Source organism: Dactylosporangium sp. NPDC000521, assembly GCF_042898305.1.
Classification (GTDB): Bacteria; Actinomycetota; Actinomycetes; order Mycobacteriales; family Micromonosporaceae; genus Dactylosporangium.
In genome coordinates this window covers 85,433-109,702 of sequence record NZ_JBIAYW010000014.1, presented here as the reverse complement: position 1 = coordinate 109,702, position 24,270 = coordinate 85,433, and the positions used below count along the sequence as shown (strand labels likewise).

Annotated in this window: 22 protein-coding genes; 10 read left to right on the top strand and 12 right to left on the bottom strand. The window is 71.9% G+C overall.

Translation table 11 applies throughout. From position 1 onward, the window contains the following. Positions 1-13: 13 nt before the first annotated feature. The 6 genes from ACFY3L_RS36925 to ACFY3L_RS36900 form a co-directional block, all read right to left on the bottom strand. A complete protein-coding gene (locus ACFY3L_RS36925) occupies positions 14-1,021 on the bottom strand; it encodes a ferrochelatase (protein ID WP_389335132.1) in 1,008 nt (335 codons plus the stop codon). A gap of 20 nt (positions 1,022-1,041) precedes the next feature. Further along, on the bottom strand, positions 1,042-1,812 hold the full coding sequence (gene fabI, locus ACFY3L_RS36920; RefSeq protein WP_389335130.1) for an enoyl-ACP reductase FabI: 771 nt from the start codon (positions 1,810-1,812) through the stop codon (positions 1,042-1,044). Positions 1,813-1,836: 24 nt separating this feature from the next. Beyond that, complete coding sequence (gene fabG / locus ACFY3L_RS36915) at positions 1,837-2,541, bottom strand: 3-oxoacyl-[acyl-carrier-protein] reductase (RefSeq protein ID WP_344502936.1); 705 nt, start codon at positions 2,539-2,541, stop codon at positions 1,837-1,839. A 551-nt stretch (positions 2,542-3,092) separates the two neighbouring features. Further along, complete coding sequence (locus ACFY3L_RS36910; protein WP_389335126.1) at positions 3,093-4,043, bottom strand: VWA domain-containing protein; 951 nt, start codon at positions 4,041-4,043, stop codon at positions 3,093-3,095. Beyond that, positions 4,040-4,945: a DUF58 domain-containing protein gene (locus ACFY3L_RS36905; RefSeq protein WP_389335123.1), complete on the bottom strand. Its 906-nt coding sequence runs from the start codon at positions 4,943-4,945 to the stop codon at positions 4,040-4,042. Before ACFY3L_RS36905 ends, ACFY3L_RS36910 begins: the two co-directional genes overlap by 4 nt. Before the next feature lie 14 nt (positions 4,946-4,959). Beyond that, complete coding sequence (locus ACFY3L_RS36900) at positions 4,960-6,063, bottom strand: AAA family ATPase (protein ID WP_389335120.1); 1,104 nt, start codon at positions 6,061-6,063, stop codon at positions 4,960-4,962. 287 nt (positions 6,064-6,350) lie between these two features. Here ACFY3L_RS36900 and ACFY3L_RS36895 point away from each other — a divergent pair, with 287 nt between their 5' ends. The 3 genes from ACFY3L_RS36895 to ACFY3L_RS36885 all read left to right on the top strand — a co-directional run bounded on the left by ACFY3L_RS36895 (position 6,351) and on the right by ACFY3L_RS36885 (position 9,158). Continuing rightward, positions 6,351-6,557 carry an acetone carboxylase gene (locus tag ACFY3L_RS36895; RefSeq protein WP_389335117.1) on the top strand — a complete coding sequence of 69 codons (207 nt, stop codon included), beginning with the start codon at positions 6,351-6,353 and terminating at the stop codon, positions 6,555-6,557. 118 nt (positions 6,558-6,675) lie between these two features. Then, the gene (locus ACFY3L_RS36890) at positions 6,676-7,152 is read left to right on the top strand and encodes a PH domain-containing protein (RefSeq protein WP_389335114.1); all 477 of its coding nucleotides are present in this window, start codon (positions 6,676-6,678) and stop codon (positions 7,150-7,152) included. Further along, complete coding sequence (locus ACFY3L_RS36885; protein ID WP_389335111.1) at positions 7,149-9,158, top strand: PH domain-containing protein; 2,010 nt, start codon at positions 7,149-7,151, stop codon at positions 9,156-9,158. Before ACFY3L_RS36890 ends, ACFY3L_RS36885 begins: the two co-directional genes overlap by 4 nt. A gap of 40 nt (positions 9,159-9,198) precedes the next feature. Here ACFY3L_RS36885 and ACFY3L_RS36880 read toward each other — a convergent pair whose 3' ends face one another. Continuing rightward, positions 9,199-9,930: an NAD-dependent deacetylase gene (locus tag ACFY3L_RS36880; RefSeq protein WP_389335108.1), complete on the bottom strand. Its 732-nt coding sequence runs from the start codon at positions 9,928-9,930 to the stop codon at positions 9,199-9,201. A 36-nt stretch (positions 9,931-9,966) separates the two neighbouring features. Here ACFY3L_RS36880 and ACFY3L_RS36875 point away from each other — a divergent pair, with 36 nt between their 5' ends. Both ACFY3L_RS36875 and ACFY3L_RS36870 read left to right on the top strand, forming a co-directional pair. Then, positions 9,967-10,365: a thioesterase family protein gene (locus ACFY3L_RS36875; protein WP_389335106.1), complete on the top strand. Its 399-nt coding sequence runs from the start codon at positions 9,967-9,969 to the stop codon at positions 10,363-10,365. A gap of 14 nt (positions 10,366-10,379) precedes the next feature. Further along, positions 10,380-10,529 (top strand): hypothetical protein, encoded by a 150-nt coding sequence (locus ACFY3L_RS36870; protein WP_389335103.1) that lies wholly within the window; start codon positions 10,380-10,382, stop codon positions 10,527-10,529. Here the strand turns inward: ACFY3L_RS36870 and ACFY3L_RS36865 are convergent. Together ACFY3L_RS36865 and ACFY3L_RS36860 are read right to left on the bottom strand one after the other, a co-directional pair. Continuing rightward, complete coding sequence (locus ACFY3L_RS36865) at positions 10,526-12,823, bottom strand: catalase (protein WP_389335100.1); 2,298 nt, start codon at positions 12,821-12,823, stop codon at positions 10,526-10,528. The genes ACFY3L_RS36870 and ACFY3L_RS36865 overlap by 4 nt on opposite strands. A 28-nt stretch (positions 12,824-12,851) precedes the next feature. Beyond that, a complete protein-coding gene (locus ACFY3L_RS36860; protein WP_389335097.1) occupies positions 12,852-13,430 on the bottom strand; it encodes a TetR/AcrR family transcriptional regulator in 579 nt (192 codons plus the stop codon). 84 nt (positions 13,431-13,514) lie between these two features. On the opposite strand from ACFY3L_RS36860, the gene ACFY3L_RS36855 reads away from it, so the two are divergent. Continuing rightward, the gene (locus ACFY3L_RS36855) at positions 13,515-14,567 is read left to right on the top strand and encodes an alpha/beta fold hydrolase (protein WP_389335094.1); all 1,053 of its coding nucleotides are present in this window, start codon (positions 13,515-13,517) and stop codon (positions 14,565-14,567) included. On the opposite strand, the gene ACFY3L_RS36850 is transcribed toward ACFY3L_RS36855, so the two are convergent. Together ACFY3L_RS36850 and trmB are read right to left on the bottom strand one after the other, a co-directional pair. After that, positions 14,564-17,080: a DEAD/DEAH box helicase gene (locus tag ACFY3L_RS36850; protein WP_389335091.1), complete on the bottom strand. Its 2,517-nt coding sequence runs from the start codon at positions 17,078-17,080 to the stop codon at positions 14,564-14,566. The two genes, ACFY3L_RS36855 and ACFY3L_RS36850, sit on opposite strands and share 4 nt — an antisense overlap. Next, complete coding sequence (gene trmB / locus ACFY3L_RS36845) at positions 17,077-17,724, bottom strand: tRNA (guanosine(46)-N7)-methyltransferase TrmB (protein ID WP_389335088.1); 648 nt, start codon at positions 17,722-17,724, stop codon at positions 17,077-17,079. Before trmB ends, ACFY3L_RS36850 begins: the two co-directional genes overlap by 4 nt. Positions 17,725-17,784: 60 nt before the next feature. Between trmB and ACFY3L_RS36840 the strand changes: the two genes are divergently transcribed. Then, positions 17,785-18,267, top strand: a complete 483-nt coding sequence (locus ACFY3L_RS36840; protein WP_389335085.1) for a cupin domain-containing protein — start codon at positions 17,785-17,787, stop codon at positions 18,265-18,267. On the opposite strand, the gene ACFY3L_RS36835 is transcribed toward ACFY3L_RS36840, so the two are convergent. Continuing rightward, positions 18,264-19,706 (bottom strand): aminopeptidase P family protein, encoded by a 1,443-nt coding sequence (locus ACFY3L_RS36835; protein ID WP_389335082.1) that lies wholly within the window; start codon positions 19,704-19,706, stop codon positions 18,264-18,266. The genes ACFY3L_RS36840 and ACFY3L_RS36835 overlap by 4 nt on opposite strands. 86 nt (positions 19,707-19,792) lie before the next feature. Here ACFY3L_RS36835 and asnB point away from each other — a divergent pair, with 86 nt between their 5' ends. The 3 genes from asnB (at position 19,793) to ACFY3L_RS36820 (ending at position 24,082) form a co-directional block, all read left to right on the top strand. Continuing rightward, positions 19,793-21,751, top strand: a complete 1,959-nt coding sequence (asnB, locus tag ACFY3L_RS36830; protein ID WP_389335079.1) for an asparagine synthase (glutamine-hydrolyzing) — start codon at positions 19,793-19,795, stop codon at positions 21,749-21,751. Between the two features lie 396 nt (positions 21,752-22,147). Then, positions 22,148-23,143, top strand: coding sequence for an ATP/GTP-binding protein (locus ACFY3L_RS36825; RefSeq protein WP_389335076.1), 996 nt, complete (start codon positions 22,148-22,150; stop codon positions 23,141-23,143). 12 nt (positions 23,144-23,155) lie between these two features. Continuing rightward, a complete protein-coding gene (locus ACFY3L_RS36820; protein WP_389335073.1) occupies positions 23,156-24,082 on the top strand; it encodes a carbohydrate kinase family protein in 927 nt (308 codons plus the stop codon). Positions 24,083-24,270: the final 188 nt, after the last annotated feature.

Genomic DNA, 24,270 nt, shown 5'->3' with positions numbered 1-24,270 from the left:
AAACGTTTCGGTCCTATACGCGTTTTGGTGACACGCAGCAGTCGTCAGGACAGAAATCCCAGGTCGGAACGGTTCCGAGCGCGTGACGAACGTTACTGTGAGCAAGCACGCGTTCATTGACGAGCTGTCGGATCATCGTCACGAAGCGGGGGTCGACGCCGGGGGTGGCGGCGCGGGCGAAGGCGAGACCGAGCCGGGCGGCCGTGTCACGCGCCTCGTTGTCGAGGTCCCAGATCACTTCCAGGTGGTCGGAGATGAAGCCGATCGGGCTGACGACGACCTCTCGTACACCTGCCGCGGCGAGATCGGTGAGGTGGTCGTTGACGTCGGGCTCGAGCCACGGCACCTGCGGCGGGCCGGAGCGGCTCTGCCAGACCAGGTCCCAGGACAGCTCCGGGGCGGCCGCGGCGGCGACCAGGGCGGCCGTTTCCCGCAGTTGCGCCTGGTACCGGCCGACACCGCCAGGCCCGGACGCGGCGTTCATCGCGGTCGGGATGGAGTGCGCCGTGAAGACCAGCCGCGCGTCGAGGCGGGACGGCAGGGACTCCAGAGCGGCCCGTACGGCGGCGGCGTGCGACTCGATGTAGAGCGGGTGGTCGTGGAAGTGCCGGATCTTGTCGATCACCGGGGCGCCCTCGCCCACCACCGATCGGGCCTTCGCGATGTCGTCCTGGTACTGGCGGCACGAGGAGTTGGAGCCGAACGGGCTGGTGACGAACGCCAGCGCGTGCCGGATCCCGTCGTCGCGCATCTGTGCGACCGTGTCGGACAGGAACGGGTGCCAGTTGCGGTTGCCCCAGTAGAGCGGCAGGTCGATGGCCGGCCGCAGCGCCTCCAGCAGCGCCCGGTTCTGGGCATTGATGGGCGACACGCCGCCGAAGTGCCGGTAGTGCTCCGCGACGGCCTCCAGGCGCGACGCGGGGATGCCACGGCCCCGGGTCACGTTCTCCAGGAAGGGCAGGACGTCCTCCTGCCCTTCCGGACCGCCGAACGAGACGAGCAGGAACGCGTCATAAGCCACGCCCCATTCATACAACAAGGTCAGGACGAGCCGACCGCGTGGTACCCGCCGTCGACGTGCACGATCTCGCCGGTCGTCGCGGGGAACCAGTCCGACAGCAGCGCGCAGCAGGCCTTCGCCGCCGCGACCTGGTCGTTGAGGTCCCACCCGAGCGGCGCGGTCTTCGCCCACGAGTCCTCGAACACGGCGAAGCCCGGGATGGATTTCGCCGCCATGGTACGGAGCGGCCCCGCCGCGACCAGGTTGACCCGGATGCCGCGCGGGCCGAGGTCGCGGGCCAGGTAACGGTTCGCCGACTCGAGGCCGGCCTTGGCGACGCCCATCCAGTCGTACACGGGCCACGCCTTCGTCGCGTCGAAGTCCAGGCCGACGACCGAGCCGCCGGACTCCATCAGCGGCAGGCAGGCCACCGCGAGGGACTTGTAGGAGAACGTCGACACGTGCAGCGCGGTCGCGACGTCCTCCCACGGCGCGTCCAGGAACCCGCCGCCGAGGCAGCTGGCCGGGGCGAAGCCGATCGAGTGCAGCACGCCGTCGAGCCCGTCGACGTGCTCCCGGACCTTGTCGGCGAGCCCGGCGAGGTGCTCGGGGTTGGTCACGTCGAGCTCGATGACCGGCGCCTCCTTCGGCAGCCGCTTCGCGATCCGCTCGACGAGCGACAGCCGGCCGAACCCGGTCAGCACGACGGTCGCGCCCTGCTCCTGGGCGAGCTTGGCGACGGAGAAGGCGATCGACTGGTCGGTGATGATCCCGGTGATCAGCAGCCGCTTGCCTTCGAGCAGTCCGCTCATGGTTCTCCTCTGTGTCCGGAAAAGTCAGTGACCCATGCCCAGGCCGCCGTCGACGGGGATGACGGCGCCGGTGATGTATCCGGCGGCGTCGCTCGCGAGCCAGGTCACCGCGCCGGCGACCTCCTCGGGCTTCGCCATCCGGCCGAGCGGGATGGCCTTCTTGTACTCGGCCTGCGTCGCCTCGGGCAGCACGGCGGTCATGTCCGTCTCGATGAACCCGGGCGCCACCACGTTGGCGGTGATGTTGCGGCTGCCGAGCTCGCGGGTGATCGACCGGGCCATGCCGACCAGACCGGCCTTGCTGGCGGCGTAGTTGACCTGGCCGGGCCCGCCGTACAGGCCGACGACGGAGGAGATGAAGATGATCCGGCCCCACTTCGCCCGCAGCATCTTGCTGGTGGCGCGCTTGGCGCAGCGGAACGAGCCGGTGAGGTTGGTGTCGAGCACCCGGGTGAACTGATCCTCGCTCATCCGCAGCAGCAGCGTGTCGTCGGTGATGCCGGCGTTGGCGACGAGCACCTCGACTGGGCCGAGCTCGGCCTCCACCGTCGTGAACGCGGCGTCGACGGCGGCGCTGTCGGTGATGTCACACTGCACGCCGAACAGCCCGTCGGGGGCGCCGGAGCCCCGGTGCGTCACCGCGACCTTGTCACCCTGCGCCGCGAACGCCTGCGCGATTGCCAGCCCGATGCCACGGTTACCGCCGGTGACCAGTACGGTCCTCGCCACGTTGCCGCCTTTCTGCTTCTGTGATGCGCTGCGATCAGCTGTACGGAGATTAGGTGTTACTGACGGGTACCCGGCAACTCGCCGGTCGGCTGATGTGAGCCATGAGGCGTGGCGGTACCATGGCGGCGTCTGCGCGTGTTTTCTGCTGACCGCCCGGTGCGGCTGCTGCTCCCTGGAGGTGATCGCTGTGCGAAGTAGCGATCCTTCCAGTCGTGACCGGGTGTAGTTTTTCCCCTGTCACGGCTCCGCGTGTCTGTTCTCCGTTCTTGTTGAGAGACGCACCGTTGGGAGCACGTCATGAGCCGCTTCATCGCGCCCATTGGATTCTTCCTGGCCGCAGTCTGGGTCGCCGCCCTTTTCTACCTCGTCGGGGCGCATTAACCCGCCTGCTGCTTCGCTGCTTCCCGCCTGTTGCTTCGCAATGGGCTCACCGCCCCACCGCTGGCGCGGCGCATCCCGGTGGGCGGGCTTGGTCGCCGCCATGATCCGGAAGACTTTTCGTCGCCAGGACGACCACAACTCTTCCGGATCACGGGAGAACACCGGAGCGGCTACGGGAGGCGGCTGCCCCACAGGAGGCTCAGGCCGCCGGCGAGCAGGGCGAGCAGGAAGCCGCCGCCGAGGTACCACTGGGTGATCTCGCGCGGCTTGGTCTTGAAGCCGATCGAGCTGCCCATGTCGGTGTAGACGCGCTTGAGCTCTTCCTTGCTGGCGGCCTCGTAGAAGTAGCCCTTGGTGGTCTCGGCGACCTTCTGCAGCGACGCCCGGTCCACCGGGACCCGCTGCGGGGTGTTGCCGATGCGGACCACGCCCTCGTCGGTGCCGAAGGCGATGGTGGAGACGGGCACGTTGGCGGCGGAAGCGGCGGCGGAGGCGTCCTCGAGGGAGCGTCCGGCGGTGCGGAAGCCGTCGGAGAGCAGGACGATGCGGGCCGGTGGCGGGCCTGAGGCGCCGTCGGCGGGGACGGTGCGGATGGCGTCGAGGCTGGTGAAGACGGCCTCGCCGGTGGCGGTCGACTCCTGCAGGGTGAGGCCGTCGATCGCCTGGAGCACCGAGCTGCGCTCCTTCGTCGGGGAGACCAGGACGCTCGCGGTCTTCGCGAACGAGACCAGGCCGACGTTGAACGACACCGGGAGCTGCTTGACGAAGTCGGTGGCGGCGGACTTGGCCGCCTCGATGCGGGTGGGCTGCACGTCGGTCGCCTGCATCGACAGGGAGACGTCGATGGCGAGCATGATGGTGGCCCGCTCGAGGGGTTCCTTGGTGTCGACCGACGGCCGGGCCATGCCGAAGCTGAGCACGAGCAGGCTCAGCAGGAACGCGGCGGCGCTGACGTGCCGGCGCACGCCGATGCCCTTGGGCACCAGGCTGCTGAGCAGGTCGACGTTGGTGAACTTCACGGCGAAGGCGCGCCGGTGCAGCTGGCGCCAGATGTACACGCCGATGACGGCGAAGACGGGCAGCAGTGACAGCAGCCACCACGGTGACAGCAAACGGATCATCGGGTCGTCCCCCTCGTCCGGGCGTGCCGCTGTGCCGCGACGAACCGGACGATGTCGAGCAGCCAGTCGGAGTCGGTGCGCAGTCTCAGATGCGCGGCGTTGGCGCCGCGCAGTGCCGAGGCTATCTCGGCGCGCTGGGCGGCCGCCGCGTGTGCGTAGCGGTGGCGCAGTTTCGGGTCGGCGGTCTGCACCTCGTGCATGCGGCCGGTCTCGGGGTCGACGAGCGCGATCACGCCGACGTTGGGCAGCTCCAGCTCGCGCGGGTCGACGATCTCCACGGCGAGGACGTCGTGGCGGACGCCGAGCTTGCGCAGCGGCCGGGACCACTGGCTGACCGGCGTCATGAAGTCGGAGATGACGACCGCCATACCGCGCCGCCGGGGCGGCCGGTTGAGCATGTCGATGAGCGCGCCGAGGTCGGCGCGGCCCGACTGCGCCCGCGTCATGGCGATCGCCCGCAGCAGCCCCTGCGCGTCCTTCCGGCCGGGGCGGGCCGGCATCCGGTGCATGTCGCCGGCGGTGCCGACGACGGCGCCGATGCGGTTGCCGCCGCGGACCGTCAGATGGGAGACCGCGGCGGCCGCGGCGATGGCGAGGTCGCGCTTGAGGTAGCGCGCGGTGCCGAAGTCGAGGCTCGCGGACAGGTCGACGGCGAGCCAGGTCTCCAGCTCCCGGTCGGCGACGGTCTGCCGGACGTGCGGCAGGGTCGTGCGGGCGGTGACGGGCCAGTCCATGCGCCGCACGTCGTCGCCCGGCCGGTACTCCCGCGACTCGCCGGCCTCGGTGCCGGGGCCGGGCAGCAGGCCCAGGTAGTCACCCTGGAGGAGCCCGTCGAGCTTGCGGGTGACGAGCAGCTGCATCCGGTTGAGCACAACCTCGGCGCGGGCGTCGTCGGTCGGCATGAATCAGCGGCCTTTCAACGGCCGGGCCAGGTGGTGATCGTCGTGGGCGCCGGCCCGCCGGGTCCCGCGGGCCCGCCAGGTCCGGCCGGTCCGGCCTGCTGGCGCGGCGCGACGGTCGGCGGCGGCACGGCGGCGAGGACCCGCTTGACGATGTCGTCGGCGGGGACGTCGTCGGCGAGCGCGTCGTACGACAGCACGAGCCGGTGGCGCAGGATGTCGGGCGCGATGTCCTGCACATCCTGCGGCAGCGCGTAGTCACGGCCGCGCAGCAGCGCGAGGGCCCGGGACGCGCGGACGATGCCGAGCGAGGCGCGGGGGCTCGCACCGTACTGGATGAGCTGCGCGATGTCGGCGAGCCCGTGCTCGGCGGGGGCGCGGGTGGCCACGACGAGCCGCACGGCGTAGTCGACGAGTGCGTTGTGCACGAACACGTCGTCGGCCTTGTCCTGCAGCGCCATGAGCTCGACCGGGGTGAGCACGGCGACGGGCTCCGGGGTCTTCACGCTGACCCGGTAGACGATCTCGCGCTCCTCGCTGTCGGTGGGGTACCCCACCTGGATCTTCATCAGGAAGCGGTCGCGCTGCGCCTCGGGCAGCGGGTAGACGCCCTCCTGCTCGATCGGGTTCTGTGTGGCCATGACGAGGAACGGCCGCGGCACGTCGTACGTGTCGCCGCCGACCGACACCTGCTGCTCGGCCATGACCTCCAGCAGCGCGGACTGCACCTTCGCGGGGGCGCGGTTGATCTCGTCGGCGAGCAGGAAGTTGACGAACACCGGGCCGAGCTCGACGTCGAACTTCTCGCTGGACTGCCGGTAGATGCGCGTGCCGACGATGTCGGCCGGCACGAGGTCGGGCGTGAACTGGATGCGGGAGAACGTGCCGCCGACGACCCGCGCGAGGGTCTCCACGGCGAGGGTCTTCGCGACGCCGGGCACGCCTTCGAGCAGCACGTGACCGCGGGCGAGGAGCGAGACGAACATCCGCTCGATCATGCGGTCCTGGCCGACGATGACCCGTTTGACCTCGAACAGGGCGCGCTCCAGCACGGTCGCGTCCTGCGCGGGTGTCGAGACCTGCCCACCTGGCGGCGAGACGGGGTTGCTCGGCTGGGTCACCGGTCCTCCACTGCTTGCTGGCGTACAGACGACTCCAAGCCTCGCACGCCGGGCCAACCGAACGCGATCCGACGTCACTGGGAAGCTTCTGAGAGTCCTACCCGCGACCGATTTTTACGTATTAATCACAAAAGTGACCAGTGATTGAGCGGGATTTTCGGATCGGACACTCCGGGTGACTGGACATCACCCGTACCCGCGTGGGTACGATTCACCCCGTCGCCGGGCGGCTTCCCCCGTGGCCGCCCGGCGCTCACTCTCCGCTCCACCGCTGGCAGACTGGCCGTGTGGATCCCCTCATCTGCTCCGCCAAAGGCTGCCGCGCCGAGGCGACGTGGCAGCTGCGCTGGAACAACCCGAAGCTGCACACCCCCGACCGCCGCAAGGTCTGGCTCGCGTGTGACGCCCACCGCACGACGCTGAGTGACTTCTTGACCGCACGCGGTTTCCTCCGCGACGTCATCCCTGTGACCACGGATACGCTGGGAACGTGACGGGACCGGAGCGCAGCGGAGGTGACGACGTGACGGGACCGGAGCGCAGCGGAGTGGCCCGTCACCATGGGCTCAGCACCTGGTCGCGTCGGCACCGGAGCGCAGCGGAGGTGACGACGTGACCGCGCCGCCCATCGAAGTTGCCTGGCGATCAATCTCCCCTCGCTACTTCTGGCTGCGCCTCGCCGTCCTGAGCGGGTGGACCCTGGTCTTCGCGATCGCCGGGGTCGTCGCGGGGCTGCTCGTCAGCGCCTGGTTCTTCCTGGTGGCGTTCGCGGCATTGGTACTGGGTGGGCTCCGGGCGGTGTTCATGCGCCGCTCGATCCGCGCCTGGGGCTACGCGGAGCGGGCCGAGGACCTGCTCGTCAGGCACGGGCTGCTCGTGCGGCGGCTGTCGATCGTCCCGTACGCGAGGATGCAGTTCGTCGACGTCACCGCCGGCCCTCTGGAGCGCGCCACCGGCCTGGCCACCGTCACCCTGCACACCGCCGCCGCGGCCAGCGACGCGAGCGTCCCGGGCCTCGAGGCCGCGGAGGCGACCCGGCTGCGCGACCGGCTCGCCGCGCTCGGCGAGATCCGCGAAGAGGGCCTGTGAGACAGCGCCTCCACCCGCTGACGCCGCTGCTGAAGGGGGCGAAGCTGGTGGCGTTCGCCGCCGTCGCCGTCTCCTGGCGCGGCCTGTCGGACCTGGGTCCGGTGCACTGGCTGGCCGCGATGGGCGTAATCCTGGTCGCGGCCGTCCTCGTCTCCGCCGTCGTCTGGCTCGTCACCGGCTACGAGATCGTGGGCCGGGAGCTGCGGGTGCACGAGGGGCTGATCTCACGCCGTACCAGAACGATCCCCCTCGAGCGGGTGCAGGCGATCGACGTCGTCCGGCCCCTCCTCGCCCGCGTCTTCGGCCTGGCGGAGCTGCGCCTGGAGGTGATCGGCGCCGGCAAGACCGAGGCGCCTCTGGCCTACCTGACCGTCGCCGGCGCCGCCAGCCTGCGCACGCGCCTCATCGGCCTGTCCACCGGCATCCCCCACGCCCCCGCCTCCGACACCGGCGCCGGCGAGGCCCGCGTCTTCACCGTCGTCAACCGCCGGCTCCTGCTCGCGCAGCTGCTCACCCCGCAGGCCATCGCCGTCCCCGCCGGCCTGGCGTTCGTCGCCTGGCAGGCGTCCCTCGACCCGGCCTGGACCCTGATCGGCGCGGCGAGCACGATCACCGCGTTCCTCGGCGTCTTCCAGGTGCCCGTCCGCCGCGTCCTCGACGAGTGGGACTTCGTCATCGGCACCGACGCGGCGGCGCTCCGCGTGCGCCAGGGCCTGCTCAACAAGCGCAGCCAGACCGTCCCGCCGCACCGCGTCCAGGGCCTGAAGGTCACCTGGCCGCTCCTGTGGCGCCGCGCCGGCTGGGCCCGCGCCCGCCTCGACGTCGCCGGTTACGCGGGCAACGGCGAGGCGCAGCTGCGCGCCGGCACCCTCGTCCCGGTCGCGCCCGCCGCCGACACGCTCGCCGTCGCCACCACCGTGCTCACCGCCGCCGTCCACTCCCGCCCTTCCAAGGCCCGGCCCATGCGGTCGCCGGACGGCGTGGGGCACGGACCTCCCGCCGACACGGCGGCGGTGGCCGTCTCCGAGCCACCCGCCGACGCAGCGGCAATGACCGTCTCCGGAACGCCCGCCGACGCAGCGGCTGTGGCCGCCTCCGGAACGCCCTCGGACACGGCGGCAGCGACCGCCTCCGAGCCACCCGCCGACGCAGCGGCAGTGACCGTCTCCGGAACGCCCGCCGACGCGGCGGCTGTGGCCGTCGTCGACGCGGCGGCGGTGGCCGTCTCCGGGCCGCCCCGCCGGGCGCGGTGGCTCGCGCCCCTGGCGTGGTCCCGGATCGGGATCGGGGTCACCGACACGGTCGTCGTCGTGCGGGAGGGTGTCCTGACCCGCGAACTGGTGGTGGTCCCGCTCGCCCGGGTGCAGAGCGTCAGGGTGATCCAGGGGCCGCTGCAGCGCGCCCTGGACCTCGCGACGGTCCACGTCGACACCGCGGGCGGCCTGCACGCCGTCGGGCGCCACTGGGCCGCCGCCGACGCCTACGCCTTCGCCGACCTCCTCGCGGCCCGCTCCCGCACCGCCCGCCGCGCCGCCGCCACCGTCTCGCTCCGCAAACCGCCCGCTCCTCCAGGCCCGATCGCCGCTCCCCCAGACCCGAGCGCCGCCTCCCCCGACCTGATCGCCGCTCCCGCGCACGCGCAGGGGGTCGACGCCGCGGCGGTGCGGGCGCCCGCGCTGCCCGAGGAGGCTGAGAGTCCGAGCGCCGCCCCCGCGGGTCCGATCGCCACCCCCACGGGCCCGAGCGCCGCCTCCCCAAACCCGAGCGCCGTCCCGCCGGGCCCGAGTGCCGCTCCCTCAGGTCCGAGCGCCGTCCCGCCGGGGCCGAGCGCCGCTCCCTCAGGTCCGAGCGCCGCTCTCCCAGACCCAGACCCGAGCGCCGTCCCGCCAGGGCCGGATGCCGCTCCCTCAGACCCGAGCGCCGTCCCGCCGGGGCCGAGTGCCGCTTCCTCAGGTCCGAGCGCCGTCCCGCCGGGGGCGAGCGCCGCTGCTCCGCCGCAGGTGTAGTGGCGGTTCGCCGCGGGTGCGGCAGTGGGCGTCGCGTCGGTCAGTGGGCGGCGAGGCGGGGCAGGACCTCGCCGATCGGGTCGCGGACGACCATGTGGGCGATGGCGTCGTACGGCGTCTCGGCCGCGTTGATGACGACGACCATGGCGCCGGCCTTGTGGGCGACGTCGACCAGGCCGGCGGCCGGGTAGACGGTCAGCGACGTGCCGATGGCCAGGAGCACGTCGCAGCCCATGGCGGCCTCGGCGGCGGCCTCGAGGGTCGGCAGGTGCATCGACTGGCCGAACGAGATGGTCGCCGACTTCAGCAGGCCGCCGCAGGTGAGGCAGGCCGGGTCGGGGTCGCCGGCGGTGACGCGGGCCAGGGTCTCGGGCATCGGGCGGCGTTCGGCGCAGGTGAGGCACTCCGTCTGCGAGAGCGTGCCGTGCAGTTCGATGACGTTCGAGCTGCCGGCGCGCTGGTGCAGTCCGTCGATGTTCTGCGTGACGACGGCGGTGAGCTTCCCCGCGCGCTCCAGGTCGGCGAGGGCGTGGTGGGCGGCGTTGGGCTCGGCGGTCCACGCGGGGTTGTGCAGCCGCTCCTGCCACGCCCGGCGCCGCACCTGCGGGTCGGCGACGTAGTGGTCGATCGAGGAGAGCTTCATCGCCTCGGGGTCGCGGGTCCAGACGCCGTCGGGGCCGCGGAAGTCGGGGATGCCGGAGTCGGTGGAGATGCCGGCACCGGTGAGAGCGACGACCGAGCCGGCGTCGACCCATGCCTCCAGGTTGCGCACCGGCCGACTGTAGCCGCGACTCACTAGGCTGGGCACATGGGTTTCTCAGTGGACGCGGCCCCCTGGGTCGGCGCGGTCGCCCGGGTCGAGCTCACCGTCACCGATGCCGATACCGCGCAGGCGCTGGGGTCGGGCGATGTGCCGGTGCTCGGCACCCCGAAGGTGCTGGCGCTCGCGGAGGCGGCGAGCGTCGGCGCCCTGGCCAGGCGGCTGCCGCCGGGCTGGACGACGGTCGGCACGCGGGTCGAGCTGGAGCACCGTGCGGCCACCCCGATCGGCGGCAAGGTCACCGTGGAGGCCCGCCTCGCCAAGACCGACGGCCGGAAGCTGGTGTTCGAGATCATCGCCCGCGACGGCAGCCAGGTCGTGGCGGAGGGCCGCGTCGAGCGCACGCTCGTCGACCGCCAGAGGTTCGTGGAGAAGGCCCTGGGCTAGGCAGAGACCGGTCCATGTCACCGAGGTCACCGGGCCGCGGCCGGCTGACGGGCGCCACGGTGCGGTCCCTGAAGTACACCGCCCTTGCCAGGACCGCGATGGACGGGAAGAAGGACCCGTCCGGTGCCGTGTCCACGACGGCGGCCGGGACCGCCGGGCGCTAGGCGGGGATCGACGTCACGTCCCGGTCGTGGTTGCGGTGCATGGCCAGCGCCGTCAGCAGCCGAGACGCCGGCTGGCCGTCGATGATGAGCGACATATCGGAAATTGTCGAAATATTCGCGGAAGAGGCGGCGGCGGAGCGGGAACCGCCGGCGGGCTCCGCCGCGCCGGAAGCACCCGTGGAGCGGGCGGCGGAGGCAGCGCCCGCGGGCTCGGCGGCGGTGGAGGAAGCCGCGGATCGAGGGCCGCGGGAAGTGCCGGCGGAAGGGCCCGTGGAACGAGCGGCGAACGCAGCACCCGCGGGCTCACCAGGAGCGGCGGAACCCGCGGATTGAGGGCCGCGGAAAGCACCGGCGGACGGACCCGCGGAGCGAGCGGCGAAGGCAGCGCCCGCGGAACCAGCGGCGGGGGCAGTCGCGGAGCCCGAGGGCTCGACGGTGGGGAGCGGGATGTGGGCGCGGAGCAGCACGTCGACGGCGGTGCCCGAGGCGGCGATCGGCTTGCCGTGCTTGTACGCCTCGGCGACGAAGTGGACCGCCTGGCCGTCCGCGGGGAGGGCGAGCACCCCGTCGGGGACGGCGACCGCGTCGTACACCACGGAAGCGACCGTGCTCAGGGCGCGGGTGACCTCCATGGGCAGGCCGTCGTCGGTCATCACGGTGCCGTGGACCGGGCCGAGCAGGTCGACGACGACGCCCTCGGCGGTGAGGTCGTCGCGCAGGCGGGCGACCCAGCGGGCGGAGACGCCGTCGCCCATGAGGACCGCGACCTTCCGCGTGGCCACCGGTGCCGGCGCGGCGGTGGCCTGACTCAGGGACGCGGACGAGCGGCCGTGGTTGGCGACGGACCTGACCGGCTGCTCGACGCCGATCCCGGCCGCGACCGCCGTAGCCAGGTCGTGGTCGATGCGGTTGAGGTGCTCGATCATGCGCACCCGGATCGCCATCGAGGTGACCCGGCCGAGCTCGAAGCGGTACGCCTCGATGATGTGCGCGCGCTCCCAGGGCGCCATGCTGTTCCAGAACAGGGTCGCCTGGCTGTAGTGGTCGGCGAAGGTCACGCTCCGCTTGCGCTCCTTCGGCCCGTCGACGACCTCCGGAAATGAGACGAAGCCGGCGGGCGCCTCGGCGGCGAGGGAGTTCGGCGAGTACGTGACCCGGCCGGTCGGCACCCGCTGCTGGTGGGAGCCGTCCTGCTGGTGGTTGTGCACGGGCACGTGCGGCCGGTTCACGGGCAGCTGCGCGAAGTTGGGGCCGCCGAGCCGGTTGAGCTGCGAGTCCAGGTAGGAGAACAGCCGCGCCTGCAGCAGCGGGTCGTCGGTGAAGTCGATGCCGGGCACGATGTTGCCGACGTTGAACGCGACCTGCTCGGTCTCGGCGAAGAAGTTGTCGGGGTTGCGGTTGAGCGTGAGCCGCCCGACCGGCGTGACGGGCACGATCTCCTCGGGGACGAGCTTGGTGGCGTCGAGCAGGTCGACGTCGTCCAGGGCGAACTCGGAGAACAGCTGCACGCCGAGCTCCCAGGAGGGGTAGTTCCCGGACGCGATCGCCTCCCACAGGTCGCGGCGGTTGAAGTCGGGGTCCTGGCCGGAGATGCGCTGTGCCTCGTCGAAGACCAGCGAGTGCGTGCCGAGTGAGGGCCGCCAGTGGAACTTGACGAAGGTGCCGCGTCCCCGGCTGTTCACGAGGCGGAAGGTGTGCACCCCGAAGCCCTGCATCATGCGGTACGAGCGCGGCAGGGCCCGATCGGACATGCGCCACATCAGGTGGTGCATCGTCTCGGGCTGCAGCGACACGAAGTCCCAGAACGTGTCGTGCGCCGACGACGCCTGCGGCATCTCGTTGTGCGGCTCCGGCTTGAGCGCGTGCACCAGGTCGGGGAACTTGATGCCGTCCTGGATGAAGAAGACCGGCATGTTGCTGCCGACGAGGTCGAAGTTGCCCTGCCGGGTGTAGAACTTCGTGGCGAAGCCGCGCGCGTCGCGGGGCGTGTCGGTGGAGCCGCGGGAGCCCTGCAGCGTGGAGAACCGGACGAAGACGGGGGTCTCGGCGTCGGGGTCGGTGAGGAAGTCCGCCGTCGTGTACTCGTCCAGCGGCGTGTGGAGCTTGAACACGCCGTGCGCTCCGGCGCCGCGGGCGTAGACGACCCGTTCCGGGATCCGCTCGTGGTCGAAGCGCATCAGCTTCTCCCGCAGGTGGAAATCCTCCAGCAGGCTCGGCCCGCGGGCACCGGCGCGCAGCGAGTTGTCGGTGTCGGCGACCGGGATGCCCTGGTCTGTGGTCAGCGCAGCGGTCATACCTGGGGGCTACCGCGGTTCGCGCCGTTTACACGTGTTTTGCGGCATCTTCACCGGTACGCAGCTGCGCCGCCACCTCCAGTAGCGCCGACGCCAGCTGCGGGCCGTCCACCCCGCGGCCCGGTGCGACGAGGTGCTGCACGACCACGCCGGTGAGCAGCGCCTGATAGAACGCGCCGGTGCCGGGGCCGCCGCCGAAGAGCGCCGCGAGCCCCTCCTGCGCGGCGGCGAGCGAGTGCTGCCAGCGCTCGTGCAGCTCCGGCAGGACGGCGAGCTGCGCGACCACCTCGAACTGGAGCTTCCACAGCGCCGGCTGCGCCTCGACGGACGCGATGATCCGCGCCCAGACGGCCTCGAACCTGGCCGCGGGGTCGTCGCCCGGCCCGTCGGCGTCGCCGCGCAGGGCGACCTCCAGGGTGGCACCCCAGGCCTCCAGGGCCTGGTCGAGCGCGGCGTTGAGCAGCGCGTCGGTGGTGCCGAAGTGGTACCCGATCGCGGCGAGGCTGACCCCGGCCGCCGACGCGACGTCGCGAGCGGTGGTGCGCGCGTAGCCCTTCTCGAGCAGGCACGCCAGCGCGCCCTCGAGGAGCTTCTCCTTGTTGCCCATAGGCCGAAGCATAGCTTCGTCTGACACAAACGTCTTGCACATCTCTCTTGCACATTTGTGTGAGACGTCTGTACGGTTCTCGGCATGACGCTGATGCTGATCGCCCCCGCCGCCATCGCCACCCTCGCCGCCGCTCCCCTCGCCGTCCGGGCGGTCCTCAAGCACCGCCGCGCCGCCGAGGCGCGCATCACCAACCCCGACGGCATCGTGGAAGGCCGCTACGTCACGATCGGCGGCGTCGAGCAGTGGCTGCAGATCCGCGGCGAGGACCGGGCCAACCCGGTGCTGCTCGTCGTGCACGGCGGCCCCGGCTCGCCGTACTCGGTGTTCACCGCCGCGCTCCGCGAGTGGGAGAAGCACTTCACGGTCGTGCACTGGGACCGCCGCGGCTGCGGCCGGACGCTGCGGCGCAACGGCGCACCCGCCCCGGAGGAGCTCACCTTCGAGCGGATGGTCGCCGACGGCATCGAGGTGGCCGAGCACGTCCGCGCCCACCTCGGCAAGGACAAGGTGATCCTGATGGCCGGCTCGATGGGCACGATCGTCGGCCTGCCGATGGCACGGCAGCGGCCCGACCTGTTCAGCGCCTACGTCGGCACCGACTTCTACGTGAACATGGTCGACAACGAGCGCCAGGGCCGGCTCGACACCCTGCGGCGGCTCCGCGAGGCCGGCAACCCGAAGGGCGTGGCCGCTCTCGAGGCGCTCGACGCCGACCCGCGCACCTGGGACGTCAAGGCCTGGGGCCGGCGCATGCAGTGGTCGATGGGCACCGACCCGGCCAACCCCAACGGTGGCCTGAAGAAGCTCTTCTCGCTGCTGCTGACGAAGCCCGACTACTCACTGCTGGACGTGTTCGCCTGGCTGAAGGGTTTCGCGGCGGTCCGGGACGCGATGTTCACCCAGTTCATGCGGTTCGACGCCCGGGCGGAGGGCACGCGGCTGGAGATCCCGTTCCACCTGTTCCAGGGCGCGCAGGACGTGGTCACGCTGACCGGTCCCGCGGTCGAGTACTTCGCCGAGGTCGACGCCCCGGCGAAGTCCCTGGTGCTGATCGACGGCGCGTCGCACTTCGCCGCCTTCACGCACCCCGCGGAGTTCCTGGCGGCCCTCCGTACGGTCGCCGCCGACGCCTAGGTGTCGGACATGGGTCCCACGGCGGTGACGCGGATGGCCGCGAAGCCCGTGGCGTCGGACTCGGCGAGATCCACCTCGGCGGTGATGCCCCAGTCGCGGTCGCCGGCCGGGTCGTCGAAGATCTGGCGGACGAACCACCGGTCCGGCTTCTGCTCGATGACGAGCAGGGCCGGACCTCTGGCGTCCGGGCCGACGCCGAGCGAGTCGTACTCGTCGAAGTAGTCCTCGATCGCGTCCTGCCAGTCGTCGGCGGTGAACCCGTGCTCGCCGTCCAGCTCCCCCAGCTCGTCGAAGCGGCGCAGCGCGGCCAGCTCGACCCGGCGGAAGAGCGCGTTGCGGACCAGGACGCGGAACGCGCGCAGGTTGCGGGTGACGGCCGGTGGACGGTCGTCGAGCACCGCCTTCTCGTCCTCGGCCCCCGGGTTGCGCAGCCGCTCCCACTCGTCGATGAGGCTCGAGTCGACCTGCCGGACGAGCTCGCCGAGCCATTCGATGATGTCGGTGAGCTCCTCGGTGCGGGCGTCCTCGGGGACCGTCTGGCGCAGCGCCTTGAACGCGTCCGCCAGGTAGCGCAGGACCAGGCCCTCGGAGCGGGACAGGCTGTAGAAGTTGACGTACTCGACGAACGTCATGGCGCGCTCGTACATGTCGCGGACCACCGACTTCGGGCTGACCTGGTAGTCGGCGACCCACGGGTGGCCCTGCTTGTACAGGTTGTACGCGCCGTCAAGCAGCTCGTCGAGGGGCTTCGGGTGGGTGACGGTGTCGAGCAGTTCCAGGCGCTGCTCGTACTCGATGCCCTCGGCCTTCATCGCGGCGACGGCCTCGCCGCGGGCCTTGAACTGCTGCGCGGCCAGGATCTGCCGCGGGTCGTCGAGGGTCGACTCGATCACCGACAGCACGTCCAGCGCGTACGCGGGCGCCTCCCGGTCCAGGAGCTCGATCGCGGCGAGGGCGAACGGCGACAGCGGCTGGTTGAGCGCGAAGTCCATCTGCAGGTCGACGGTGAGCCGGACCCGCCGCCCCTCCTCGTCGGGCTCGGCAAGCTGCTCGACCACGCCACCGGCGAGCAGCGCCCGGTAGATCGCGATCGCCCGGCGGATCAGGCGGCGCTGCGAGTGGACGTCCTCGTGGTTCTGCGTCAGCAGGTGCCGCATCGCGGCGAACGCGTCGCCGGGGCGGCTGATCACGTTGAGCAGCATCGCGTGCGACACGTGGAAGCTGGAGCGCAGCGGCTCCGGTTCGGCGTCGACGAGCCGGTCGAAGGTCGGCTTGCCCCAGCCGATCGAACCCTCCGGCGGCTTCTTGCGCACCACCTTGCGGCGCTTCTTCGGGTCGTCGCCGGCCTTCGCCAGGGCGCGCTCGTTGTCGATGACGTGGTCGGGCGCCTGCACGACGACGGTGCCGATCGTGTCGAACCCGGCGCGGCCGGCCCGGCCGGCGATCTGGTGGAACTCCCGCGCGTACAGCAGCCGCGTCTTCTGCCCGTCGTACTTGGACAGCGCGGTGAACAGCACCGTGCGGATCGGCACGTTGATGCCCACGCCCAGGGTGTCGGTGCCGCAGATGACCTTCAGCAGCCCGGCCTGGGCAAGGGTCTCGACGAGGCGGCGGTACTTGGGGAGCATGCCGGCGTGGTGGACGCCGATCCCGTGCCGGACGAGCCGCGACAGGGTCTTGCCGAAGCCGGCCGTGAACCGGAACCGGCCGATCGCCTCGGCGATCATGTCCTTCTCGGCGCGGGTCGACACATTGATGCTCATCAGCGCCTGCGCCCGCTCCAGGGCGGCGGCCTGCGTGAAGTGCACGATGTAGACCGGCGCCTGCTTCGTGCTCAGCAGCTCCTCGATCGTCTCGTGCAGCGGGTCCATCGAGTAGCTGAACATGAGCGGCACGGGCCGTTCGGCGTTCTTCACCACGGCGGTCGGCCGGCCCGTGCGGGCCGTCAGGTCGTCGACGAACCTGGTGACGTCGCCGAGCGTCGCCGACATCAGCACGAACTGCGCCTGCGGCAGCTCGATCAGCGGCACCTGCCACGCCCAGCCACGGTCGGGCTCGGCGTAGAAGTGGAACTCGTCCATGACGACGACGCCGACGTCGGCGGTCGCGCCGTCGCGCAGCGCGATGTTGGCGAGGATCTCCGCCGTGCAGCAGATGATGGGCGCGTCGGCGTTGACGGACGCGTCGCCGGTGAGCATGCCGACGTTCTCCGCGCCGAACATCGCGACGAGGGCGAAGAACTTCTCCGACACCAGGGCCTTGATCGGCGCGGTGTAGAACGTGGTCCGGTCGGTGGCGAGGGCGGCGAAGTGCGCCCCGGCGGCGACGAGGCTCTTGCCGGAGCCGGTGGGCGTGGACAGGATCAGGTTCGCCCCGGAGACGATCTCCATCAGGGACTCTTCCTGGTGCGGGTACAGCTCCAGGCCCTGCTCCATGGCCCACTCGGCGAACGCGTCGAAGACCGTGTCCGGATCGCCGTTCCTGGGGACCCGGGCGGCCAGTCCGGCGCTCATGACTTCACGAAGATCAGGTCGGCGGGCGCGCGGCCGGCGTCCAGGGCGCGCTGCTCGAACTTCGTGACGGGCCGGCCGTCCGGACGCGGCGCGTAGCCATCGTGGCGATTTGTCAGGTTCGCGGCATTCGTCAAGGTCTCCAGCATCCACTCCGCGTAGCCGGCGTCGTCCGTGGCGCAGTGCAGCAGCCCACCGGTGCGCAGCTTCGCGGCCAGGAGCTCGACGTTCGAGGGCTGGATCAGGCGGCGCTTGTGGTGCCTGGCCTTCGGCCACGGGTCGGGGAAGAACACGTGCACCGCGTCCAGGGACTCGTCGGGGATGTGCTCCCGGCACAGGTCGAGGGCGTCCACGCTCACCACGCTCAGGTTCGTCAGGCCGCGCTGCTCGATGTTGGCCAGGAGGTTCGCCACGCCCGGCGTGTGGATCTCGACCGCCAGGTAGCGCCGGCCGGGGTCCGCGGCGGCCATCTCCAGGGTCGCCTCACCCATCCCGGACCCGATCTCCAGGACGTCCACCCGGTCGCCCGGGGTGAACCCGTACGCGGTGGTGAGGCGCTCGAGGGCGTCGAAGTGCCGACCACTGAGCCGCCCCCGGCGCGGGTGATATGTCCGGATGGGCTTGCGGACGCGCTCGATGGTCTTCACGGGGTCAACAGCCTACCTCGCTTCATCGAGGTCGCGCCGGGTGCGCCGTATTGTGAGCGTATGTCCTATCCACCGCCGTACTACCTCGGACCTTCCGGTGAGCTGTCGGCCACCTACCGCCCCGCGGCGACGCCGCCCGAGCTCACCTACGCGAACGGCAACACGGTGCACTACCTGGCCACCGGCGCGACGACGCACGGGCAGTTCGGCCTGTACCGGTGGGAGATGGGCCCGCAGCCGAGCGGCCCGGACCCGCACTACCACCGCTCGATCTCCGAGTCCTTCTACATCCTGTCGGGCTCGGTCCGCATCTACGACGGCACCGAGTGGATCACCACGCAGCCCGGCGACTGGGTGCACGTCCCCGAGGGCGGCATCCACGCGTTCCGCAACGAGTCCGGCGAACCCGCCTCCATGCTGCTGCACTTCTCCCCCGGCGCGCCGCGGGAGGCCTACTTCGAGGGCCTCCCGCACCTGTCCAGCCTGACCGCGCTGGAGCGCGACGAGTTCATGCTCGCCCACGACACGTTCTGGCTGGACTAACCGGGCAGGCGGGGGCCTGCCTCGCGCTGGGCGGCGAGCCACGACTCGACGGCGTCCGCAGAGCGGGGCAGGGCCTCCGACATGACGACGGCGCCGGTCGGGGTGACGAGGACGTCGTCCTCGATGCGGACGCCGATGCCGTGCAGCTCGGCGGGGACGAGCTCGTCGTCGGGCTGGAAGTACAGGCCCGGCTCGACGGTCAGCACGTAGCCCGCGTCCAGGACACCCTCGCGGTAGCGCTCCTTGCGGGCCTCGCCGCAGTCGTGGACGTCCAGGCCGAGCATGTGCCCGAAGCCGTGCAGCGTCCAGCGCCGGTAGAAGATGCAGGCCGGGTCCATCGCCTCGTCGACGCTGACCGGCAGGATGCCCAGGTCGGCGAGGCCCTCGGCGAGGACCCGCATGCATGCCTGGTGCACGTCGTCGAACCTGGTGCCGGCCCGGATCACGTCGATGCCGGCCTGCTGCGAGCGGAACACCAGGTCGTAGATCTGGCGCTGCAGCGGCGTGAACGTGCCGTTGACCGGGACGGTGCGGGTGACGTCGGCGGTGTACAGGTTGCGGTTCTCCACGCCCATGTCCATGAGCAGCAGGTCGCCGGGGCGGGTGTGGCCGTCGTTGCGGGTCCAGTGCAGGATCGCGGCGTGGGCGCCGTTGCCGACGATGGAGCCGTAGCCGACGGCGTTGCCGTCGTGGCGGGCGCGCAGGTTGAACACGCCGTCGATGAGGCGCTCGCTGACCGGGCGGTCGGCGGGCAGGATGCGGGCGACGTCCTCGAAGCCGCGGGTCGTCGCGTCGATCGCGTCCTGCAGCTGCTCGATCTCCCAGGCGTCCTTCACGAGGCGGAGCTCCGCCAGTACCGTGGCCAACTCGGCGTCACGGGCCGGATTCGCCGACCGGACGGCCCCGTCGACCGTGGGGTCGAATCCCCGCAGCACCCTGGTGCGCCCTGGCGCGGCGTCGTCGAGCACGGCGGCGAGCCGGTCGAGGTGCGCGGTCTGCAGCTGCAGCTCGGTCGCCTTCTCCTCGAGGGTGTGCCGCCGGCCGATCCACAGCTCGCCGTGGTTGCGGTCGCGGAAGAACTCGTCGGTGTCGCGAGGTGAGCGGGGGCGCACGTACAGGATCGCGTCGTGCCCGCCCTCGGTGGGGTGCAGCACGAGGACCGCGTCGGGGTCGTGCTCGCCGGTCAGCCACGCGTGGTCGGTGCCGGGGCGGAACGGGTGGTACGTGTCGTTGGAGCGCACCTTGTCGACGCCGGTCGGGATGACGACCGTCTCACCGGGGAAGGCCGCGGACAGCTCCGCGCGGCGCTTGGCGTGGTCCGGCGCCTCCGGGCGGGGCGACACGTCGAGGGTCGAGTCGCGCCAGCCGGTGCGCATGAACTCGATGAACCGGTCCGGGAAGTCCGGATCGTGCGACTGGCCACCCGCGTTCTCGTCCATCTCCGCCTGTCCTATCGCTGCGAATTCGTGCTCCTCCTGCGACGGTACCGCGTGCGAGACTTTCTCCTGAACGAGCGGAGGGACGAATGGCTGGGCTGCTCACCTTCGTCAGCGCCCGCGGGCGCGCGGCGGCGCACCGGGACGCGGTCGTCGACGCGCTGGAGCTGCTGCGCCACCGCGGACCCGACGACACCAACGTGGTCGTCACCGACGACGTGGTGTTCGGTGCCGACCGGCTCGCCGTGCGCGACCTCACCGGCGGGCGGCAGCCGATGTCGTTCCCGCCGATGGGCGTGACCCGCGGGCGGTACCTCATCGTCTTCGACGGCGCGGTCTACAACGCCGACGAGCTGCGCGCGGAGCTGGTCGAGGACCGGGGCGCCGACTTCGCCACCGAGTCGGAGGCCGAGGTCATCCTCGCCGCGTATCACCACTGGGGGCCGAGTGCGGTCAGCCGGCTGCGCGGCATGTTCGCGTTCGTCATCTGGGACGGTTCGGCGAGGCGCGCCTTCGGCGCGCGCGACCCGTATGGCATCCGCCCGCTGTACCAGCTGACCACCGACGACGGCGTCTACCTGGCGTCCGAGCGCAAGGCCCTCCTGCCCTTCGTCGCCGAGGAGCGCCGCCGCCTGGTCGACCCGGCCAACCTGCAGCACTACCTGACGATGCAGTACGTGCCGGAGCCGTCCACCCTGCACCCCGACATCCGGCGGCTGGGCGCGGGCGAGTCGTTCGTCTACACACCCGGCGGCCCCCTCGCGAACCGGCGCTACGGCCAGCTGGACCTTCGCCCCACCCCGACCGGCGATGAGGACGGCCTGGTCCGGCGGATCACCTCGTCGCTGCGTGACAGCGTGCACGCGCACCTGCGGTCCGACGTGCCGGTGGGCGCCTTCTTGTCCAGTGGCATCGACTCGACGGCCCTGGTGGCGCTCGCGGCCGAGGTCGATCCAGCAATTCGAACATTTACGGTTGGGTACGACATAGCGCAATTTTCTGAGCTTGAGGTGGCGGCGCAGTCCGCCCGCGCGCTCGGGGTGCCCAACGTGCAGCTGGAGGTCGGCCCGGCGGACCTGATGCGGGCGCTGCCGCGGATCGTCTGGCACCTCGACGACCCGGTCGCCGACCCGGCGCTCGTCCCGCTGTTCCTGCTCGCGGAGCGCGCCGCCCGGGACGTCACCGTGGTCCTCGGCGGCGACGGCGCCGACGAGCTCTTCGGCGGCTACCCGATCTACCGGGAGCCGCTGTCCCTCGCCGGCGTCAGCCACCTGCCCGACACCATGCAGCGCGGCCTGCGGGCCGTGTCGCGGGTGATCCCGCAGGGCGTGAAGGGCAAGAGCTTCCTGGAGCGCGGCACCACGCCGATCGAGGAGCGCTACTACGGCAACGCGCGGGTCTTCACCGAGGAGGAGAAGGCGGCGCTGCTGCGGCACTACGCGGCGGACATCAGGCACACCGACGTCACCGCGCCGGTCTTCAAGGAGGCCAGCGCCCTCGACGACGTCACCACGATGCAGTACATCGACCTGTACACGTGGCTGCGCGGCGACATCCTGGTCAAGGCCGACCGCATGACGATGGCGCACGGGCTGCAGCTGCGCACGCCCTTCCTGGACCGGGCCGTGTTCGAGGTCGCCTCGACGCTGCCGAGCGAGCTGAAGGTGCCGCCGCGCTCGCGCACCCAGTCGCCGGTGACGAAGGCGGCGCTGCGCCGGGCTCTGGCCGGGGTCGTGCCGGAGCCGATCGTCAACCGTGCGAAGCTCGGCTTCCCGGTGCCGATCCGGCCGTGGCTGCGCACCGAGATGCACGACTGGGCGCACGGCCTGCTCGACTCGTCGGGCGCCGGCGACCTCATCGACCTCGACGTGGTGCGCGGCCTGCTGAAGGCGCACCGCAAGAAGGAGGCCGACCACTCCCGCAAGATCTGGACGGTGCTGGTCTTCTGCGTGTGGCACGCCGTGTTCGTCACGGAAACCGTCAAGCCCGTGATCCCTGAGGCGGTGTCGCACTCCGTCACCGACGGCCTGGGGTTAGATCCCTGGTGATCTTCGTGCCGAACGCCGTTCGCCGTGCTGCCAGGCGCCTAGCGTCAGTAGACGATGCTGCTCAAGTTCAGGCTCCAGAACTCCCGCTCGGTCCGTGACATCCAGGAGCTGACACTGCTCTCGGGTCCGGACGGCGGCTTCGGCGTGCCGTTGCGCTCCGGCTTCTCTGGTGCTCCTGGCCCTTCCCGCACTGCCGCTTCCGCCGCCGCTCAGGGTTCCGCCGGCTCCTCCACCTCCGCTGGTCCTGCCTCCGCTGGTCCCGCCTCCGCTGGTCCCGCCTCCGCTGGTCCCGCCTCCGCTGGTCCCGCCTCCGCTGGTCCCGCCTCCGCTGGTCCCGCCTCCGCTGGTCCTGCCGGCTTCCCGCGTACTGCCGGGGCCTCGGACAACAGCGCCGGGATGCTGCGGGTGTCGCCGCTGTGCGGAGTGTTCGGCCCGACCGCCGCCGGCAAGTCGACCATCCTGCGCGCCCTGGCGACGATGCGGTCCCTCGCCGTTTCCGGAAGCGACGTCCACGACGCCACGCAACGCTTCGAGCCGTTCCAGCTCGACCCGGCCGCCCGGCTGCTGCCGACCCGGTTCGAGATCGAGTTCCTGCTCGACGGCGTCCGGTACGTCTACGGCTGCGCCTACAAGCGCGACGAGATCTCCGGCGAGTGGCTGCACGCCACGGCCCGCGACCGGCGGCGGGTCTGGTTCGAGCGGGACCGCACCGGCATCCGCTGCCTGCCCGAGGGCCGCCTCGACCACCTCGCCGCCGCCTGCCCGCCAGCCGTCACGCTGCTGTCGCTCGGCGCCGACGTGGAGCACCCGTGGCTCGCCCCGGTCGCCGCGTGGCTGTACGGCATCCGGACCGTCCGCCTCGCACCCGGCACCCGGCTCGCCGGCGGCCTGGCCCACCTCGCCGACCGGTGGAGCGAGCAGCTGACGCTCCTGGTCAGCCACGCGGACCTCGGCGTCGTCGGCGTCGAGCGCGACCTGCTCCGCCTCGTCCACGCCGGCCGCTCCGGCGCGGTCCCCCTCGGCGGCTGGGCCGAGTCCGACGGCACCATCGCCTGGCTCGACCTGCTCGCCGCCCTGCTACCGATGCTGGACCGCGGCGGCGTGCTGCTCGTCGACGACCTGGACGCCGCCGTGCATCCCGACCTCGCCGCCGAGGCGCTCCGCCTGCTCCGCGACCGCGACCTCAACCCCGCCAGGGCCCAGATGGTCTTCACCGCACGCACCCCGTTCGGCCCCGGCAGTGACGGCCTGCCGGTTCTGGACCCGGAGCAGATCTGGTACACGGCCAAGGACACCGACGGCGCCACCATCCTCAGCCGCGCCCCCGCCACCACCCAGCTCGGCCCCGGCGACCTCGCCCGCGAACTCTGGCTGGCACGTCAGCCGAAGTGATGTACTGGCGCGATGACGGGACATGCGGTGGTCATCGGTGAAGCCCTGGTCGACCTCCTGGAGACCACCACCGACGACGGCCAGATCGTCTACCACCCCGCCATCGGCGGCGCCCCGCTCAACGTCGCCGTCGGCATCGCCCGCCTGGGCGCCCCCAGCGAGTTCGCCGGCTCCGTCGGCGACGACCCCTGGGCCACCCGCATCGCCGACTTCCTCACCGCCACCGGCGTCGGCACCCGCGGCGTGGCCACCGTCCCCGGCGTCGCCACCACCCTGGCCGTGACCACCTTCCGCGGCATCGAACCCACCTTCCGCTTCTACGGCGACCCCCCGTCCTACGGCCTCCTGTCCCCTGCCGACCTGCCAACCGCCCTGGTCGGCACCGCCGGGCTCCTGTACTGCGGCTCGATGTGCCTGCTCAGCCCACCCGTCCTGGCCGCCGCCCGCGAGGCCTGGGCAACCCCCGGCCCGATCCGCGTCTTCGACCCCAACGTCCGCCCGGTCGTCGGCGTCGACCCGGACGTGGTGGCCGAGTTCGCCGCAACCGCCGACCTGGTCAAACTCAGCTCCGCCGACGCGGCCGCCCTGTGGGGCGAGTCCCCCGAGCACGCCGCCGCCCGCCTGCTCGACCTGGGCGCCGGCGCGGTCGTGGTGACCACCGGCGCGGAGGGCGCCCTGATCGCCCACGCCGCCGCCACCGTCCGCGTCCCCGCCCCTGCCGTCACCGCCGTCGACGCCACCGGCGCGGGCGACGCCACCATGGCCGGCCTGTCCTGGGGCATCCTCACCAAGGGCCTCCCCACCACCCTCGCCGGATGGGAGGACCTCACCCGGATCGCGGTCCACGTCGCGGGCCTGGTCTGCGAATCCCGCGGCGGCGCGGTCTCGATGCCCACCTTGGCCGCCCTGCAGGCCCGCTTCCCCGCCCTGCCCCTGTAGCCCGTGGGCGCACCGTACCCCGCGGGCGTCCCTGTAGCCCGCGGACGCCCCGTACCCCGCGAGCGCACCGTACCCCGCGGGCGCCCCTGTAGCCCGCGGACGCCCCGTAGCCCGTGGGCAGGGCATGTTCCGCACGGTCCTTGTACGCGCGCGGGCGGGTGTGGGCGTTTGCGCTTGGTCGTGGTGGC

What these genes read in the sequence shown, in the direction of transcription:
- fabI (WP_389335130.1), bottom strand. Translation starts at nt 1,812, where the DNA reads ATGAGCGGACTGCTCGAAGGCAAGCGGCTGCTGATCACCGGGATCATC.
- ACFY3L_RS36910 (WP_389335126.1), bottom strand. Translation starts at nt 4,043, where the DNA reads ATGATCCGTTTGCTGTCACCGTGGTGGCTGCTGTCACTGCTGCCCGTC.
- ACFY3L_RS36905 (WP_389335123.1), bottom strand. Translation starts at nt 4,945, where the DNA reads ATGCCGACCGACGACGCCCGCGCCGAGGTTGTGCTCAACCGGATGCAG.
- ACFY3L_RS36875 (WP_389335106.1), top strand. Translation starts at nt 9,967, where the DNA reads ATGGGTTTCTCAGTGGACGCGGCCCCCTGGGTCGGCGCGGTCGCCCGG.
- ACFY3L_RS36870 (WP_389335103.1), top strand. Translation starts at nt 10,380, where the DNA reads ATGTCACCGAGGTCACCGGGCCGCGGCCGGCTGACGGGCGCCACGGTG.
- ACFY3L_RS36865 (WP_389335100.1), bottom strand. Translation starts at nt 12,823, where the DNA reads ATGACCGCTGCGCTGACCACAGACCAGGGCATCCCGGTCGCCGACACC.
- ACFY3L_RS36860 (WP_389335097.1), bottom strand. Translation starts at nt 13,430, where the DNA reads ATGGGCAACAAGGAGAAGCTCCTCGAGGGCGCGCTGGCGTGCCTGCTC.
- ACFY3L_RS36855 (WP_389335094.1), top strand. Translation starts at nt 13,515, where the DNA reads ATGACGCTGATGCTGATCGCCCCCGCCGCCATCGCCACCCTCGCCGCC.
- ACFY3L_RS36850 (WP_389335091.1), bottom strand. Translation starts at nt 17,080, where the DNA reads ATGAGCGCCGGACTGGCCGCCCGGGTCCCCAGGAACGGCGATCCGGAC.
- ACFY3L_RS36840 (WP_389335085.1), top strand. Translation starts at nt 17,785, where the DNA reads ATGTCCTATCCACCGCCGTACTACCTCGGACCTTCCGGTGAGCTGTCG.
- ACFY3L_RS36835 (WP_389335082.1), bottom strand. Translation starts at nt 19,706, where the DNA reads ATGGACGAGAACGCGGGTGGCCAGTCGCACGATCCGGACTTCCCGGAC.
- asnB (WP_389335079.1), top strand. Translation starts at nt 19,793, where the DNA reads ATGGCTGGGCTGCTCACCTTCGTCAGCGCCCGCGGGCGCGCGGCGGCG.
- ACFY3L_RS36825 (WP_389335076.1), top strand. Translation starts at nt 22,148, where the DNA reads ATGCTGCGGGTGTCGCCGCTGTGCGGAGTGTTCGGCCCGACCGCCGCC.
- ACFY3L_RS36820 (WP_389335073.1), top strand. Translation starts at nt 23,156, where the DNA reads ATGACGGGACATGCGGTGGTCATCGGTGAAGCCCTGGTCGACCTCCTG.